At 71.0% G+C, this 16,016-nt stretch carries 15 protein-coding genes; 8 read left to right on the forward strand and 7 right to left on the reverse strand.

Annotated features, from left to right (window positions below):
• Positions 1 to 67 precede the first annotated feature (67 nt).
• Together ABD793_RS13320 and ABD793_RS13325 are read left to right on the forward strand one after the other, a co-directional pair.
• Positions 68 to 421, forward strand: coding sequence for a DUF485 domain-containing protein (locus ABD793_RS13320; RefSeq protein WP_344859394.1), 354 nt, complete (start codon positions 68 to 70; stop codon positions 419 to 421).
• On the forward strand, positions 418 to 2,046 hold the full coding sequence (locus ABD793_RS13325; protein ID WP_344859396.1) for a solute symporter family protein: 1,629 nt from the start codon (positions 418 to 420) through the stop codon (positions 2,044 to 2,046). The genes ABD793_RS13320 and ABD793_RS13325 overlap by 4 nt, the downstream gene beginning before the upstream one ends.
• 39 nt (positions 2,047 to 2,085) lie before the next feature.
• On the opposite strand, the gene ABD793_RS13330 is transcribed toward ABD793_RS13325, so the two are convergent.
• The 3 genes from ABD793_RS13330 to ABD793_RS13340 form a co-directional block, all read right to left on the reverse strand.
• Positions 2,086 to 2,826: an isocitrate lyase/PEP mutase family protein gene (locus ABD793_RS13330; RefSeq protein WP_344859399.1), complete on the reverse strand. Its 741-nt coding sequence runs from the start codon at positions 2,824 to 2,826 to the stop codon at positions 2,086 to 2,088.
• Positions 2,823 to 3,281: a carboxymuconolactone decarboxylase family protein gene (locus ABD793_RS13335; protein ID WP_344859401.1), complete on the reverse strand. Its 459-nt coding sequence runs from the start codon at positions 3,279 to 3,281 to the stop codon at positions 2,823 to 2,825. The genes ABD793_RS13330 and ABD793_RS13335 overlap by 4 nt, the downstream gene beginning before the upstream one ends.
• Before the next feature lie 99 nt (positions 3,282 to 3,380).
• Complete coding sequence (locus ABD793_RS13340; RefSeq protein WP_344859404.1) at positions 3,381 to 4,124, reverse strand: peptidylprolyl isomerase; 744 nt, start codon at positions 4,122 to 4,124, stop codon at positions 3,381 to 3,383.
• Positions 4,125 to 4,248: 124 nt separating this feature from the next.
• On the opposite strand from ABD793_RS13340, the gene ABD793_RS13345 reads away from it, so the two are divergent.
• Positions 4,249 to 5,262 carry a trypsin-like serine peptidase gene (locus tag ABD793_RS13345; RefSeq protein ID WP_344859407.1) on the forward strand — a complete coding sequence of 338 codons (1,014 nt, stop codon included), beginning with the start codon at positions 4,249 to 4,251 and terminating at the stop codon, positions 5,260 to 5,262.
• Between the two features lie 4 nt (positions 5,263 to 5,266).
• On the opposite strand, the gene meaB is transcribed toward ABD793_RS13345, so the two are convergent.
• Together meaB and ABD793_RS13355 are read right to left on the reverse strand one after the other, a co-directional pair.
• A complete protein-coding gene (gene meaB, locus ABD793_RS13350; protein WP_344859409.1) occupies positions 5,267 to 6,229 on the reverse strand; it encodes a methylmalonyl Co-A mutase-associated GTPase MeaB in 963 nt (320 codons plus the stop codon).
• 3 nt (positions 6,230 to 6,232) lie between these two features.
• On the reverse strand, positions 6,233 to 7,420 hold the full coding sequence (locus tag ABD793_RS13355; protein ID WP_344859411.1) for an acetyl-CoA C-acetyltransferase: 1,188 nt from the start codon (positions 7,418 to 7,420) through the stop codon (positions 6,233 to 6,235).
• A gap of 141 nt (positions 7,421 to 7,561) precedes the next feature.
• Here ABD793_RS13355 and mce point away from each other — a divergent pair, with 141 nt between their 5' ends.
• Positions 7,562 to 8,038 carry a methylmalonyl-CoA epimerase gene (mce, locus tag ABD793_RS13360; protein ID WP_344859414.1) on the forward strand — a complete coding sequence of 159 codons (477 nt, stop codon included), beginning with the start codon at positions 7,562 to 7,564 and terminating at the stop codon, positions 8,036 to 8,038.
• Positions 8,039 to 8,047: 9 nt separating this feature from the next.
• On the opposite strand, the gene ABD793_RS13365 is transcribed toward mce, so the two are convergent.
• Both ABD793_RS13365 and ABD793_RS13370 read right to left on the reverse strand, forming a co-directional pair.
• Positions 8,048 to 8,635 carry a TetR/AcrR family transcriptional regulator gene (locus tag ABD793_RS13365; protein ID WP_344859417.1) on the reverse strand — a complete coding sequence of 196 codons (588 nt, stop codon included), beginning with the start codon at positions 8,633 to 8,635 and terminating at the stop codon, positions 8,048 to 8,050.
• Positions 8,636 to 8,681: 46 nt separating this feature from the next.
• Positions 8,682 to 9,050 carry an SPW repeat domain-containing protein gene (locus ABD793_RS13370; RefSeq protein ID WP_344859419.1) on the reverse strand — a complete coding sequence of 123 codons (369 nt, stop codon included), beginning with the start codon at positions 9,048 to 9,050 and terminating at the stop codon, positions 8,682 to 8,684.
• A gap of 202 nt (positions 9,051 to 9,252) precedes the next feature.
• Between ABD793_RS13370 and ccrA the strand changes: the two genes are divergently transcribed.
• From ccrA to ABD793_RS13390, 4 genes are all read left to right on the forward strand, one after another.
• On the forward strand, positions 9,253 to 10,593 hold the full coding sequence (gene ccrA / locus ABD793_RS13375; protein WP_344859421.1) for a crotonyl-CoA carboxylase/reductase: 1,341 nt from the start codon (positions 9,253 to 9,255) through the stop codon (positions 10,591 to 10,593).
• Between the two features lie 129 nt (positions 10,594 to 10,722).
• Entirely contained in the window at positions 10,723 to 12,015 is a 1,293-nt protein-coding gene (locus ABD793_RS13380) for a chromosome segregation protein (protein ID WP_425548707.1), read from the forward strand.
• A gap of 186 nt (positions 12,016 to 12,201) precedes the next feature.
• On the forward strand, positions 12,202 to 15,411 hold the full coding sequence (locus ABD793_RS13385) for a S41 family peptidase (protein ID WP_344859425.1): 3,210 nt from the start codon (positions 12,202 to 12,204) through the stop codon (positions 15,409 to 15,411).
• 155 nt (positions 15,412 to 15,566) lie between these two features.
• The gene (locus tag ABD793_RS13390) at positions 15,567 to 16,016 is read left to right on the forward strand and encodes a universal stress protein (protein ID WP_344859427.1); all 450 of its coding nucleotides are present in this window, start codon (positions 15,567 to 15,569) and stop codon (positions 16,014 to 16,016) included.

Genomic DNA, 16,016 nt, shown 5'->3' on the forward strand with positions numbered 1-16,016 from the left:
CCCCTCCGCGACCGGGCCTCCCTACTGTGGCGCCGACCACATCCGCAGCGTCGCGAGGGAGATGCCCATGAGCACCGGCGACATCGAGGCGTCCGGCGGCCCGCCGGAACCGGACTGGGCACAGGTGCACGAAAGCGCCGAGTTCCGCCAGCTGCGCGGACGGCTGCGCCGGTTCGTGTTTCCGATGGCCGTGCTGTTCCTCGCCTGGTACCTGCTCTACGTCCTGCTCGCCGACTACGCGCACGGCTTCATGAGCACCAAGCTCGCCGGCAACTTCACCGTCGGCCTGCTCTTCGGGCTGCTGCAGTTCGTGTCCACGTTCCTCATCACGTGGCTCTACGTGCGCTACGCCAACCGGAAACTCGACCCGATCGCGGAACGGATCCGCGAGGACCTCGAACAGCCGAAGGAGCAGGTATGAGCATCGCCGCCGGCGTCGAGGGCAGCAACCCGGCGCTGAACATCGGCATCTTCGCCGTCTTCGTGCTGATCACGCTGGTGATCGTGTTCCGCGCGAGCCGCAACACCAAGACCGCCTCCGACTACTACGCCGCCGGGCGTGCGTTCACCGGACCGCAGAACGGTATCGCGATCTCCGGCGACTACCTGTCCGCCGCGTCGTTCCTCGGCATCGCGGGCGCCATCGCGATCTACGGCTACGACGGTTTCCTCTACTCCATCGGATTCCTGGTGGCCTGGCTGGTCGCGCTGCTGCTGGTCGCAGAACTGCTGCGCAACACCGGCAAGTTCACCATGGGCGATGTGCTGGCCTTCCGCATGAAGCAGCGTCCGGTGCGGGCAGCCGCGGCGATCTCGACGCTGGTGGTGTCGTTCTTCTACCTGCTGGCCCAGATGGCGGGCGCGGGCGGGCTGGTCGCGCTGCTGCTCGGCATCGACGGCGGTGCCGCGCAGTCCGTGGTGATCGCCGTGGTCGGCGTGATCATGATCGCCTACGTGCTGATCGGCGGGATGAAGGGCACCACCTGGGTGCAGATCATCAAGGCGGCACTGCTGATCATCGGCGCGCTCGCGATGACGCTGTGGGTACTGGGCAAGTACGGCTTCAACTTCTCCGCACTGTTGCAGGGTGCGGTGGACAAGGCGGGCGAGGGCGGCGACGGGCTGCTCGGCCCCGGCAAGCAGTACGGCGCGACCGGAACGTCCAAACTGGACTTCTTCTCGCTCGGCATCGCGCTGGTGCTCGGCACCGCGGGCCTGCCGCACGTGCTGATGCGCTTCTACACCGTGCCGACCGCGCGGGACGCCCGGCGTTCGGTGGTGTGGGCGATCGTGCTGATCGGCGTGTTCTACCTGTTCACCCTGGTACTCGGCTACGGGGCCGGTGCGCTGGTCGGGCCGGAGGACATCAAGGCGGCGCCGGGTGGGGTGAACTCGGCGGCACCGCTGCTCGCGCTCAACATCGGCGGTCCGGTGCTGCTCGGGCTGATCTCGGCGATCGCGTTCGCCACGATCCTCGCCGTGGTGGCCGGGCTGACCATCACCGCGTCCGCTTCGTTCGCGCACGACGTGTACGCGAACGTGGTGAAGAAGGGCAAGGCGGTCGCGGGTTCGGAGGTGCGCGTCGCGCGGATCACCGCGGTGGTGATCGGCATCGTCGCGATCCTCGGCGGCATCCTCGCCAACGGCCAGAACGTGGCGTTCCTGGTGGCGCTCGCGTTCGCGGTGGCCGCTTCGGCGAACCTGCCGACGATCCTGTACTCGCTGTTCTGGAAGCGGTTCAACACCCAGGGCGCGTTGTGGAGCATCTACGGCGGGCTGATCGTGACGATCGTGCTGATCGTCTTCTCGCCCGCGGTGTCCGGTAAACCGATCGATCCGAAAACCGGGAAGAGCACGTCGATGCTGCAGGGCGTGGACTTCCACTGGTTCCCGCTGGACAACCCGGGCCTGGTGTCCATCCCGGTTGCCTTCCTGCTCGGCTGGCTGGGCACGATCCTGTCGAAGGAGCGCGACCCGGGCAAGTACGCCGAGATGGAGGTCCGCTCGCTCACCGGAGCCGGTGCGGAAAAGGCCGTCCAGCACTGAATTCCCCGTGGGGTGCCGGAGCACGGCACCCCACGGGGCTCAGTACGGCAGGGTTCCTTCCGCGATCCCGCCGAGCACGTTTTCCAGCAGCCCGCGCAGGTGCCGCCACAGCCCGGTGCCCAGCGAAATCCGGGCGACGCCCAGCTCCGCCAGCGCGGCGAGGCCGGGACCACCGGGCAGCGGCGTCGCGTTGACCGGCCCGCCGACCGTCCGGACGAACTCGGCGAGGATTTCCGGCGAGCGCACCAGGATCGGGTACACGCAGTCGGCGCCGGCCGCCAGGTACGCGCGGCCACGGTCCACGGCTTCGGCCAGCACCGCTTTCTCGTCCTCCGCGCCGAGGAACACGTCGACCCTGGCGTTGATCACCAGGGCGTCGCCGGCGGCACGGCGCAGCTCGGCAATGCGTTCGGCCTGCTCGTCGAGCGGACGACGGCCGCCCTTGCCGTGGTCGGTGTCCTCGAAATTGCACCCCGCCACGCCGAGCGCGAGCAGCCGGGTCGCGACCTCGGCCGGTGGCAGACCGTAGCCGCTCTCCGCGTCGACGGTCACCGGGACCGAGACGGCCTGCACGATCCGCTCGGCCGCGCCGAACATCTCGGCCACGCTCGCGCCTTCACCGTCCGGCCGGCCCAGCGCGGCCGCGACCGCCGCGGAACTCGTTGCCACCACGGGAAATCCGGCCGCTTCGACGAGCCGTGCGGTGTCCGCGTCCCATGCGTTCGGCAGCACCAGCGGTTTACCCGGCACGTGCAGCGCGCGCAACGCTTCCGCGGTCATGCGGCGCGCTCCGGCAGCGGGGCGTGGCTGGTCACCATGAGACGGTTCCACGAGTTGATCGTCACGATCGACCACGCCAGCGCGCGGTGCTGATCGTCGGTGAACACCCGCGCCGCCTCGGCGTACACGTCCTCGGGGACGTCCTTGTGCTCGGAAATCACCGTCATCGCTTCGGTGTACGCGAGCGCGGCCCGCTCCTGCTCGCTGAACAGCTCGGTCTCGCGCCATCCTTCGAGCACGTACAGCCGCCGCGGCGACTCCCCTGCCGCGATGGCCGCTTCCGCGTGCATATCGAGGCAGAACGCGCACCCGTTGATCTGGGAAGCACGGATCTTCACCAGCTCGATCAGCCTGGAGTCGAGCCCCGCGTCCGCGGCGGCCTTCGTCACCTCTGCCCCGAGCCGTGCCATGGCCTGGTACAGCCCACCCTTGGCAAGAGCAATTCGCTTCGTCATAGCAACCACGCTAATGCGGACTGGACTATCCGGATGGTCCAGTCGGGCACCGGAAACGTGGTCCAGTGGCGCGCGGCCTTCGGCGTGCGGACCGGCAGATCAGCTGGCGCAGCGTACGCAGAGCGGCAGCACGAGCTGCAGATCCGTGGTGCGCACCGGTTTCCCGTCCACCGGCGGGGTGCCGGGCGGGGTGTCCGCGTCCGGCTGGATGCCACCCGCCGCGACGTGGTCCAGGGTGCGCAATCCGGCCGCGCCGACCGTGCCGAACACCGTGTAGTTCGGCAACAGCGTGGAATCGCCGTAGACCACGAAGAACTGCGAACCGTTGGTGTCCGGGCCGGCATTGGCCATGGCGAGCAGGCCGCGGGAGTAGATCCGTCGCTGTCCGGTCGGGTCCGACGGTGCGGGCGGCAACGTCGTGGGCAGTTCGTCGTGGTAGCGGTAGCCGGGCCCGCCCTCGCCGGTCGCGGTCGGATCGCCGCACTGGAGCACCTTCAACGTCGGGTGTGCGGTGAGCCGGTGGCAGGTGGTCCGGGTGAAGAAGCCGTGCACGGCCAGGTGCAGGAAACTCTGCGCAGTGCACGGCGCTTCCGCCCGGTCGAGCCGCAGTGGCAAGGCGCCCTGGCTGGTCAGCACGGCGACGTCGACCTGACCGCGATCGGGTGTGTGCCGCGGATCCGGCGGCAACGGCACCGGGCGGGCGGCGGGTTCGTCCGGGGTCTCGGTGTACCGGCAGGGTCCGTGCGTGACCCGCGGCGGAGCCGGCTCGGCGGACGCGGTACCGGAAGTGAGCACGGCGCCCGATACGGCAGCCGCCAGCACGATCCCGAGCAGTCTCTTCATCCGGTTCCTCCCCGTCCGCCGAAGCTCGCAGTATAGGAACGCGCGCCGGGCCGCGCCCCCGGAGAAAGTCGGATCCTCATCCCATGCTGACCGGTCCCTGACACTCGCGGCCTACCGTGCGGGCATGACCTGGACCCGAATCCTCCCCGGGCTGGCTGCCGTCGCCGCCGGGATCGCATTCACTCCCGCCGCCGACGCCGCGACCGGCCCGCTCGTGCAGCCGCTCGCGACCTCCGCCGCCGACCAGCAGGCAGTCTTCGACTACTGGACGCCGGCGCGGATCGCGGCGCTCACCCAGCCGTCGTCGGACAACCCGCCGAAGAGTGCTGCCGACGGTGCACCGTGGACGACCGCGAACGCGGTGACGAAGACCGTCGGCAGGCTCTTCTACACCGACCACGGCGAAGACGCGAGCTGCACGGCGACGGTGGTCGACAGTGCGAACCACAGCACGATCGTGACCGCGGGCCACTGCGTGAACGACACCGACCTGATCGGCGAGCACAACGCGTGGAACGCGCACCTGATGTTCGTGCCCGGCTACCACGACGGCCAAGCGCCGTACGGGAAGTTCGCCGCCCGTTACGGCGTCGCGGACGCGACGTGGCTGGAGAACGACCAGCAGAACGGCGCGAAGTTCGACACCTACGATCAGGCCTTCGCCGTACTGGGCAAGAACACCGAGGGCAAGACGGTGCAGGACGCCGTCGGTTCCGCACAGAAGATCGGCTTCGACCTTCCCGGGGATGCCGAGGTGACGCAGTTCGGCTATCCGCGCGCAGCTTCCGACCCGGCGCGGGAAGGACTGCCGGAGTACATCGGCGAACGGCTCGCGTACTGCACCGGACAGGCTCGGCACTGGACCGGCACGCCGGACACCCCGGACTCCCCCGACCAGTGGGGCACCGCGTGCGTGATGGGCGGCGGCTCCAGCGGCGGCCCGCGCCTGCGGGACTTCGACGCGGGCACCGGACTGGGCACCGTGGTCGGCGACAACACGCACGCCGGGTTCTTCGCTGCCGACGGAACCCCTTGCGACAGCGGGAAAACCGACGGCTGCACCCGGTTCCTCGCCGGCCCGCAGTTCAGCAGGGCGGTGACCGAACCGCTCTACGCCGCGGCCGAGAAGCAGAGCTGACCGCTCAGTTCTTCAGCTCGGTCACCAACCGGTCCGCCGCCGCGAACGGGTCCAGCTCACGGGCCACCACCCGTTCCGCCAGCTCCGTCAGCCGGTCGCCGTGCCGGAGGTCGGCCAGTTCGGCGTGCAGACGCCGCAACGCAATGGCCGCCACCTCCGCACGCGCCCTGGCGGAGCGGCGGCGGGTCAGCTCACCGTGGCCGGTGAGCCATTCGTGGTGCGCCCGCAGAGCTTCCACCACCTCGCCGACGCCCTCGCCGTTCGCGGCGACCGTGCGGACGATCGGCTGGCGCCAGCTCGGGCCCCGCAGCTCACGACGAGCCAGCGAGATCATCTGCTTGAGGTCGTGCACGGTCGCATCGGCACCGTCGCGATCGGCCTTGTTGACCACGAACACGTCGGCGATCTCCAGCACGCCCGCCTTCGCCGCCTGGATACCGTCGCCCATTCCCGGCGCCAGCAACACCACCGTGCTGTCCGCGAGCCGCACGACGTCCACTTCGGACTGTCCTACCCCGACCGTCTCGATCAGCACCACGTCGAACCCCGCGGCGTCGAGCACCCGCACCGCCTGCGGCGTGGCCACGGAAAGCCCGCCGAGGTGGCCACGGGTGGCCATCGACCGGATGAACACGCCCGGATCGGTGGCGTGCTCGGTCATCCGGATCCGGTCGCCGAGCAGCGCGCCACCGGAGAACGGCGACGACGGGTCGATCGCCAGTACCGCAACCCGCAGCCCGTCCGCGCGCAACGCGGTGAGCAGCGCCGAGGTCGAAGTCGACTTGCCGACCCCCGGTGGTCCGGTCAGCCCGACCACCCGCGCCCGGCCGGTGTGCGGCGTGAGCGCACGGGCGATCTCGGCCATCTGCGGGGAGGAGTCCTCGACGAGCGAAATCAGCCGGGCGACCGCGTGCGGCCGGCCTTCGCGCGCATGGCCGACCAGTTCGCCGAGATCAGGTACTGGCAAGGATCACGCCGACGGGACACGCAGCAGCAGTGCGTCACCCTGGCCACCGCCACCGCACAGCGCGGCCGCACCCAGTCCGCCACCGCGCCGGCGCAGCTCGTGCACGAGGTGCACCGCGAGCCGCGCACCGGAGGCGCCGATCGGGTGACCGAGTGCGATCGCACCGCCGTTCACGTTCACCTTCGCCGGTTCCAGGCCGAGCTTCTCGCTGGAGACCACACCGACCGCGGCGAACGCCTCGTTGATCTCCACCAGGTCCAGATCGGACACCGCCAGCTTCGCCTTCACCAGTGCGGCGCGGATGGCGTTGGACGGCTGCTCGTGCAGGCTCGCGTCCGGACCCGCGACCACGCCGTGCGCACCGATCTCGGCCAGCGGGGCGATGCCCAGCTCGGCTGCCTTCTCCGGGCTGGCGACGATCACCGCCGCCGCACCGTCGGAGATCTGCGAGGCCGAGCCCGCGGTGATCGTGCCGTCCGAGGCGAACGCCGGGCGCAGTTTGCCGAGACCGTCGGCCGTGGTGTCCGCGCGCACGCCCTCGTCGGTGTCGAACACGACCGGGTCGCCCTTGCGCTGCGGGATCGACACCGGCGCGATCTCCTCGCGGAAGAACCCGGCCTCGATCGCCGCCGCCGCCCGCTGGTGCGAACGCGCGGAGAACTCGTCCTGCTGCTCGCGGGTGAGGCCGTAGCGGGAGTTGTACTTCTCCGTGGACGAGCCCATCGCGACCTGGTCGAAGGCGCAGAACAACCCGTCGTAGGCCATATGGTCCACGAGCGCGGTGTCGCCGTACTTGAACCCGGAGCGGGACTTCGGCAGCAGATGCGGCGCCTGCGTCATGGATTCCTGTCCGCCGGCCACCACGAGGTCGAACTCGCCCGCCCGGATCAGCTGGTCGGCCAGTGCGATCGCATCGAGACCGGACAGGCAGACCTTGTTGATGGTCAGTGCGGGCACGTCCATCGGGATGCCCGCGGCCACCGCGGCCTGCCGGGCCGGGATCTGGCCGGCGCCCGCGGTGAGCACCTGGCCCATGATCGTGTACTGCACCGCGTCCGGGGAGACCCCGGCGCGTTCGAGCGCGGCCTTGATCGCGACGCCGCCCAGCTGGGCCCCCGAGAAGTCCTTCAGCGAACCGAGCAGTCGCCCGATGGGGGTACGGGCAGCGCCCAGGATCACGGAACCGGACACGACGTCCTCCAAAGCATCGGTGCACTGGCAGTACCGCCACGATACGGCCTGCACGCCGTGCCCTGCGCGTCTTGATGGAGCCAGTGTGAGGGGGCGCACGTGGGGTCCCGGATCGGCCGGGCGGGCCTATCGTGTCCGGGTATGAACGCTGTACCTGCCTCGACCGGGCCCACCGGATCCGCGCTCAAGCCCTTCGTGACGGCGATCGACCACGTCGGGATCGCGGTGCCCGACCTGGACGCCGCGATCGCGTTCCACGGCGAGCACTTCGGCCTGGAGCTCGTGCACGAGGAGGTGAACGAGGAGCAGGGTGTGCACGAGGCGATGCTGCGCGCGCCCGGCACCGCGGGCACCGAGACCCTGATCCAGCTGCTCGCCCCTTCGCGGGAGGACTCGACCATCGCGAAGTTCATCGGCCGCAACGGGCCCGGCTTGCAGCAGCTGGCTTTGCGAGTGTCCGATGTGGATGCCGCGGCGGCCGCCCTGCGTGCGCAGGGCCTGCGCCTGCTCTACGAGCAGGCCAAGCGCGGCACCTCGGACAGCCGGGTGAACTTCGTGCACCCCAAGGACGCCGGTGGCGTGCTGGTGGAGCTGGTGGAGCCGGCCGCCGGGCACTGAGTCCCGGGCTCAGACCGGCGGAGCGGCCTTCGGAGTCTGCGCGGAAAGCGCGTTCGCGACGAAGGTCAGCTCGCCGTCGAATTCCGCCGGACGCTCGTCGCCGGAATGCCGGGCGGTGGCGTGCCGGTGGCTCACCGCGCGGGCGAGCAGGCCGGAGGCGTGGTCGAGGTCGGCCTCGGCGAGGCGATGCTCCGTGCTCGCGGCGACGATCACCGAGCGGACCAGCCGGACCAGCTGCTGGAACCGGTCGGCCAACGCGTCGCGCACCACATGGTGCGTGTCGGCCTCCCGCCACAGCAGGTGCGACAACCCCAGCGAGCCGGTGAAGCGGCGGTCCAGCTCGCTCACCAGCCGGCGCAGCGTGCCCGCCAGGTCGCCGGGAACGACGACCATGGCGGGCTCGATGCGTTCGTCCGGCAGCCGCGCGACCAGTGCGGCCAGCAGATCGGACTTGCGGCGGAAGTAGTAGTGCACAAGGCCCTTCGGCACGTCGGCGCGCTCCGCGATGCGGGACGTGGGGGTGGCGTCGAAACCGGACTCGGCGAACAGCTCCTCCGCCGCACGCAGGATGCGTTCCTTCGCCGAGTCCTCGGTCATCGTCGACCTTCCTTCCCTTCGCCACCCCGTGCGCGGCCCCGGCCGGTCAGTGCTGCCCGGCCATCCGGTGCGCGGCACTCGCCTCCGGCATCGCGGCCGCACCGGCGATGATCGTCAGCGCACCGCCCACCCAGGACGTCCACGACGCCCCGTTCAACTCGGTGTACCCCATCACCCACGGTGCGATGAACAGCAGCGCGCCGAGGACGATCTGGATCCCCTCGCCGTACACCGCGCCCGGCGCCGCCAGCGACACCAGACCGTCGATCGCGATCAACGCACCGAGGACCACCATCGTCCACACCGTGCTCGTGTCCGCGCTCAGCCAAAGGGGTGAAAGGGCGGCGACCACGCCGATGACGACCTCGGCCCAGTCGTAGGGCCGTGTCCAAGCGCGCGTCGAGACTTCACTCATTCGTGCTCACCTCCACCGGAGAAACAGCTGTTCAGGAATGCTTTCCCGGTTCCACTGTGCGCCTTGACTGGCCAGCCGGTCAAGATTCGTGCGTCACAGTTCGGGTCGTGCCGGCGGGCTTCGTCTCGTACAGTGGGGGCCCCTTGGTTACTGGCGAGTAGTTTCCGCCGTCCCGCCGCGCCCCGACCCCGTGGAGGTTCCGATGACGCAGCTCGACGAAATCCGGCAGGCGATCCTGAACGACGACCTCGACGCACTGGCCGGACTGCCCGTGCCGGACAGCTACCGCGGGGTGACCGTGCGGGCCGACGAGGTCGGCATGTTCGAGGGCCTGCCCAGCCAGGACAAGGACCCGCGCCGGTCACTGCACGTCGACGACGTGCCGACGCCGGAGCTGGGCCCGGGTGAGGCGCTGGTCGCGGTGATGGCGAGCGCGATCAACTACAACACCGTGTGGACCTCGATCTTCGAACCGATCCCCACGTTCAAGTTCCTCGAGCGCTACGGCCGGATCTCCCCGCTGTCGAAGCGGCACGACCTGCCGTATCACGTGGTCGGCTCCGATCTGTCCGGCGTGGTGCTGCGCACCGGCGCCGGCGTGCACAACTGGAAGCCCGGCGAGGAGGTCGTGGCGCACTGCCTGAACGTGGAGCTGGAGGGCCCGGACGGGCACAACGACACGATGCTCGACACCGAACAGCGGATCTGGGGCTTCGAAACGAACTTCGGCGGCCTGGCCGAGATCGCGCTGGTCAAGGCGAACCAGCTGATGCCCAAGCCCGCGCACCTGACCTGGGAGGAGGCCGCCTCCCCCGGGCTGGTCAACTCCACCGCGTACCGCCAGCTCGTCTCACGCAACGGTGCGGACCTGAAACAGGGCGACGTCGTGCTGATCTGGGGCGCATCCGGCGGGCTCGGCTCGTACGCCACGCAGTACGCGCTCAACGGCGGGGCCATCCCGGTCTGCGTGGTGTCCAGTCCGGAGAAGGCCGAGATCTGCCGCAAGCTCGGCGCCGAGCTGATCATCGACCGCAACGCGGAGGGCTACCGGTTCTGGAAGGACGAGCACGAACAGGACCCGCGGGAGTGGCAGCGCTTCGGCGCGAAGATCCGCGAGCTGACCGGCGGCGAGGATCCGGACATCGTGTTCGAGCATCCCGGCCGGGAGACCTTCGGCGCCTCGGTCTACGCCGCGCGCAAGGGCGGCACCATCGTCACCTGCGCGTCCACCTCGGGTTACCTGCACCAGTACGACAACCGGTACCTGTGGATGAACCTGAAGCGGATCATCGGCTCGCACTTCGCCAACTACCGGGAATCCTGGGAGGCCAACCGGCTCATCGCCAAGGGGCTGATCCACCCGACGCTGTCGCGGACGTACTCGCTCGAGGACACCGGACAGGCCGCGCTGGACGTGCACCGCAATGCGCACCAGGGCAAGGTCGGCGTGCTCGCACTGGCACCGGAGGAGGGCCTCGGCGTCCGCGACGAACAGCTGCGCGCGAAACACCTCGACGCGATCAACGCCTTCCGCGGCGCGTGAACGACGGCCATCGGGCTACCGCGTTCGGCCGCTCGGCGCACCGCCGGGCCTGCCCCGTGGGTGCTCACCCGTCCGTGACCCCGCAGCGACTACGGTAGGACCATGAGCCTTGGCGAGGAACGGGAGCTGGTGCCGCTGGGAGCCGGCTTCGACGTGGCGAAGCGCGGCTACAGCCGGGCACAGGTCGACGAGCATCTGGAACGGCTCGACGGCGATCTGAAGATGCTCACCGCCGACCGGGACGCCGCCATCGGCCAGGCGGGCGACCTCGCCCGTCAGCTGGAGACCGCCCGTGGCGAGATCGCCGACCTGCGCGGACAGGTCGATCGGCTGGCGCAGCCGCCGACGAGTGTCGAGGGCCTGTCCGAGCGGCTGCAGCGGATGCTGCGGCTGGCACAGGACGAGGCCGCGGACACGCGGGCGCGCGCCGAGGCGGAGGCCGGGCACATCCGGGCCAAGGCGGAGACCGACGCGAGCGCCATGCGCGCCCGTTACGAGCAGCTGCTCACCGAACTGGACCTGCGGCGCAAGGAGATGGAGGCGGAGCACCGCAAGGTGCTCGAGGACGCCCGCGCCGAGGCCAAGCGGATCACCGACGAGGCCGACGCCGAACGCCGCCGCCTCGACTCCGAGTCCGAGGCCCGCCGCACTCAGGTCGAAGAGGACTTCGAGATCGCGATGGCCACCCGCCGTGCGGAGGCGATGCGGGTACTGGCCGAGCAGGAGGCGGCGAGCAAGGCCGAGGCCGAACGCCGGGTGCGCGAGGCGGCCGAGGACGCCGCCGCGATCCGCACGAAGGTGCTGGAAGAGGAAACGACCGCGAAGGCCGACATCGAACGTCGCCAGCGCGAGTCCGTCGCGGACGCAAACAAGCGCAAGCAGGATTCCATCACCGAGGCGAACGCCCGGCTGGCCGAGGCGGCCGACGAGGCCCGCCGCCGGGTGCGCACCGCGACCGACGAGTCCAACCGGCGGATCACCCAGGCCAACGAACGGGTCGAAGCGCTGCGCAACGTCCGCGCGAGCCTGGCCGAACAGGTCCGCGCCGCGCGCACCGTACTGGCCGAAGCCCACCACGTCCTCGGTGAGACCGACGCCGAGGTCCCGGCCGACATCAAGGCCGCGGTCTCCGCCGACGCCAAGAACGGTTCGGCGAAGCCGGGCAGCACACCGAACCAGGGCAGCGCGAGCCAGCCGGGTCAGGGCGGCCACCCCGGCGCGGGCAAACCGGGTCAGGGCGGCACCTCGAACCAGGGCAACGCGGACAAGCCGGGCCAGGGTGGCACTGCGGGCTCGGGCAAACCGGGCCAGGGCAACGGCGCCAACCGCGGCGGAGCCCGGCAGGGCAAGCCGTCCCCGGAAGCCGACATCGAGCAGACCATCCGGATCCGGGCCTCCGACGTCCCGAAGTCCCAGTCCTGACCACACCCGGACGGCGAGCGGCCCGGCGGCAACGGTGATCCGGCCGCCGCTCGGCCGGTTCGGTCGGCGGTGCCGGGCAGAGTGCGGCGGCGCACGCCCCGATCGGTGCCGAGCAGATCCCGACGGGACCGTGTTCGGTCGCCGAAAAGCGCTGACTGAACGGGCATCCGCGGCTAGCTTCGATCGGTGACCGACAGCTATCTGCGTTTCCCGCATCTGCACGATGATCTCGTCACCTTCGTCGCCGAGGACGACGTCTGGCTCGCCCCGCTGACCGGCGGCCGGGCCTGGCGGGTGTCCGCCGACCGGGTTCCGGCACGGCGCCCCCGGTTCTCCCCGGACGGCACCCGCATCGCCTGGACCAGCAGCCGCGACGGCTCGCCCGAAGTCCACGTCGCACCGGCCGACGGCGGGCCGAGCACCCGGCTGACCTACTGGGCCGACCCGACCACCGACGTACTCGGCTGGCGCGAGGACGCCAAGGTGGTGGCCAAGACCGCGGCCGGCCGGCCGTCGAATCGGCACACCTGGGCCCATGCCGTGCCTGCCACCGGCGGTCCTGCCGAGCAACTGGCCTACGGACCGGTCGGCGACCTCGCCTTCGGCCCGCACGGCGCCGTACTGCTGAACTCGGTGCCGATCTCGCGCGATCCGGCCGGCCGGAAGCGCTATCGCGGGGGCACCGCAGGCAAGCTGTGGCTCGACCCCAGCGGGACCGGCGAGTTCACCCGGGTACTGGCCGAGCTCGACGGGAACATCGACTCCCCGGGCTGGCTCGGCGAGCGGATCGCGTTCCTGTCCGACCACGAGGGCGTCGGTGCCCTCTACTCGGCCGCGCCGGACGGCACGGACCTTCGACGGCACAGCAGCGCGGAGCGCGGCGTCGACTTCTACGCCCGGCACGCCGGCGGTGACGGCACACGGATCGTGTACGAATCGGCCGGCGAACTGTGGTTGCTCAGCGAAGTCGACGCAGAACCCCGCAAGCTCGACATCAAGCTCGGCGGCTCGGCCGGAGACCGCCGGCCCTATCCGATCGACGCCGCCGGGCACCTCGGCGTCGTGGCCCCGGACCACACCGGCCGGGCGAGCGCAGTCGAGGTGCGCGGCACCGTGCACTGGCTCACCCACACCGACGGACCCGCTCGCGCACTGACCGTCGAGCCGGGTGTGCGCGCTCGTTTCCCGGTCGTCCTCGGCAATTCCGGCAACGTCGCGTGGATCACCGACGCCGACGGCGAGGACGCCGTGCAGATCGCTCCCTCCGAGGGCGGTGCCGTCGGCGACCCGCCGCGCCGGATCGGCACCGGCGAGCTCGGCCGGGTGCTGGAGCTCGTCGCCGCTCCGGACGGCATCCACCTCGCGGTGGTCAGCCACGACAGCAGGCTGCTGCTGATCGACACCGGGTCCGGCGAACTCCGCGAGGTCACCAGGGCCGCCGAGGGCGACCCGACCGGCCCGGCGTTCTCGCCGGACTCCCGCTGGCTGGCCTGGTCGCATCCCGGTCCGGACCCGCTGCGCCGGATCCGGCTCGCCGCACTCTCCGACCTGATCCCCACCGATGTCACCGACCTGCGGTTCACCGACTCCGATCCGGTGTTCACCCGGGACGGGAAGTACCTGGCATTCCTGTCCGTGCGCAGTTTCGAACCGGTCTACGACGTGCACGTGTTCGAGATGTCCTTCCCGCGCGGCTGCCGCCCGTACCTGGTGCCGCTCGGTGCGGACACCCCGTCCCCGTTCGATCCGCAGCCTGCCGGGCGGCCACCGGCCGAGGACCGGCACGGCGAAACCGGCGAGCACGACGCCGTGGCCTCGCCGACCGTGGTGGACACCGAAGGCATCGCCGACCGGCTGGTCGCCTTCCCGGTCGGGACCGCCGCCTACACGCACCTGCAGGCCGCCGAGAACGCGCTGTTCTGGTTGGTGCATCCGGTGTTCGAGAGCACCGACGAGGACCGGCCCGAGACGATCGTCCGGCCGAAACCGGCGCTGGAGCGGTTCGACCTGACCCGGTTGCACGTCGATCAGGTCGAGGACGGCATCGACGCGGCCATCGTTTCCGGTGACGGTCGCCGTGTGGTGCTGCGCGACGGCAAGGACCTGTGCGTCGTCCCGGCTTCCGGCAAGGCCGGTCACGACGCCCGCGACGGCAGCCGGGTCGAGGTCGATCTGGACCGCATCCAGGTCACCGTCGACCCGGCCGCGGAGTGGCGGCAGGGCTTCGACGAAGCCGGCCGGCTGATGCGTGACCATTTCTGGCGCGCGGACATGAACGGCGTCGACTGGGAAGGCGAACTGCGCCGGTACCGGCCGCTGCTCGACCGGATCGGCACCGCGGACGACTTCCGCGACCTGCTCTGGGAAGTACAGGGCGAACTGGGCACCTCACACGCCTACGTCACGGCGCCGGACCCGGAGTCCGGCCGGCGCCCGCACGGCAAACTCGGCGCCGACCTGTACCGCGACACCGACGGTCACTGGCGGATCGGCCGGATCCTGCCCGGGGAGAGTTCCGATCCGCGAGCCCGCTCGCCGCTGCGCGCGGCCGGGATCCGGGTCCGCGAGGGCGACGCAGTGCTCGCGGTCGACGGACAACCCGTGCCCGACCACCTCGGCCCCGCGCCGTTGCTGGCCGGCACCGCAGGCAAACCGGTGGAGCTGACCATCGCCCCGGCTCAGGGCGGCTCGCCGCGCCGGGTCGTGCTCACCCCGCTGGCCGACGAGACGTCGCTGCGCTACCACGCCTGGATCGCCGGGATGCGCGAGTACGTGCACGAGGCCACCGACGGCCGGGCCGGTTACCTGCACGTGCCGGACATGGTCGCCAACGGCTGGGCGCAGCTGCACCGCGACCTGCGGCTGGAGGTCCGCTACGACGCGCTGATCGTCGATGTACGGGAGAACCGCGGCGGCCACCTGTCCCAGCTCGTCGTCGAACGGCTCGCTCGCACCGTGGGCGGCTGGGGCGTGGCCAGGGACCGGTGGGTGGTGGAGACCTATCCGAAGGACGCGCCGCGCGGTCCGGTCGTGGCAATCGCCGACGAGTTCTCCGGTTCCGACGGCGACATCGTCACCAACGCGATCAAGGCACGGGGCATCGCACCGGTGGTCGGCGTCCGGACCTGGGGCGGCACCATCGGCATCGACCGGCGTTACCGCCTCGTCGACGGCACCGCGGTCACCCAGCCGCGGTACGCACACTGGTACCAGGGACCGGGCTGGGGCATCGAGAACCACGGCGTCGATCCGGACGTCGAGGTGGTGCGCACCCCGCAGGATCGCGCAGCAGGCCGGGATCCGCAGCTGGACACCGCGATCCGGCTCGCGCTCAGTGCGCTGGCCGAGCGCCCCGCGGCCACCCCGCCGGAGCTCCCGCCACCCGGCGTCCGGTGATGTCCGGGGGAGCGGCCGTTGCGATGCCGGCCGCTCCCCCGAGGACGACTCGCAGACAGTCGTGGGCACGCCGGGCGGCAAAACCGACTGGCGAGTAACCTACCCCGGCGAAGGGGCGGCGCCGCCCCGCCGGAGCCGAGCTCGGGAGGTTGTGGATGGCTGTCTACCGGACTGTGGTGGTGGGGACGGACGGGTCCGACTCGTCGTTCGCCGCGGTGGATCGGGCGGCGGGGGTTGCCGCTGCCGCGGGGGCGACCCTCGTCGTCGTGTGCGCGTACCACCCCGCCAGCCGCCAGGACGTGGAGCGGGCGCAGGACCAGCTTGGCGAAGAGGCCTACCAGGTGGTCGGCTCGGCGCCGGCCGAGGACACCCTGCAGACCGCACGCGACCGGGCGGTGCAGGCCGGCGCCGGCGACGTGGTGACCCTCGCGGTCGAGGGCGAACCGGTGGAAACGCTGCGCACGGTGGTCCGGGAGCGCTCGGCGGATCTGCTGGTGGTCGGCAACCGCGGCCTCAACACCCTCGCCGGGCGGATCCTCGGCTCGGTGCCCGCGGAGGTGGCCCGCAAGTCGGGCGTCGACGTGCTGATCGTGCACACCACCTGA

The organism is Amycolatopsis ultiminotia, assembly GCF_039536925.1.
Taxonomy (GTDB): Bacteria; Actinomycetota; Actinomycetes; order Mycobacteriales; family Pseudonocardiaceae; genus Amycolatopsis; species Amycolatopsis ultiminotia.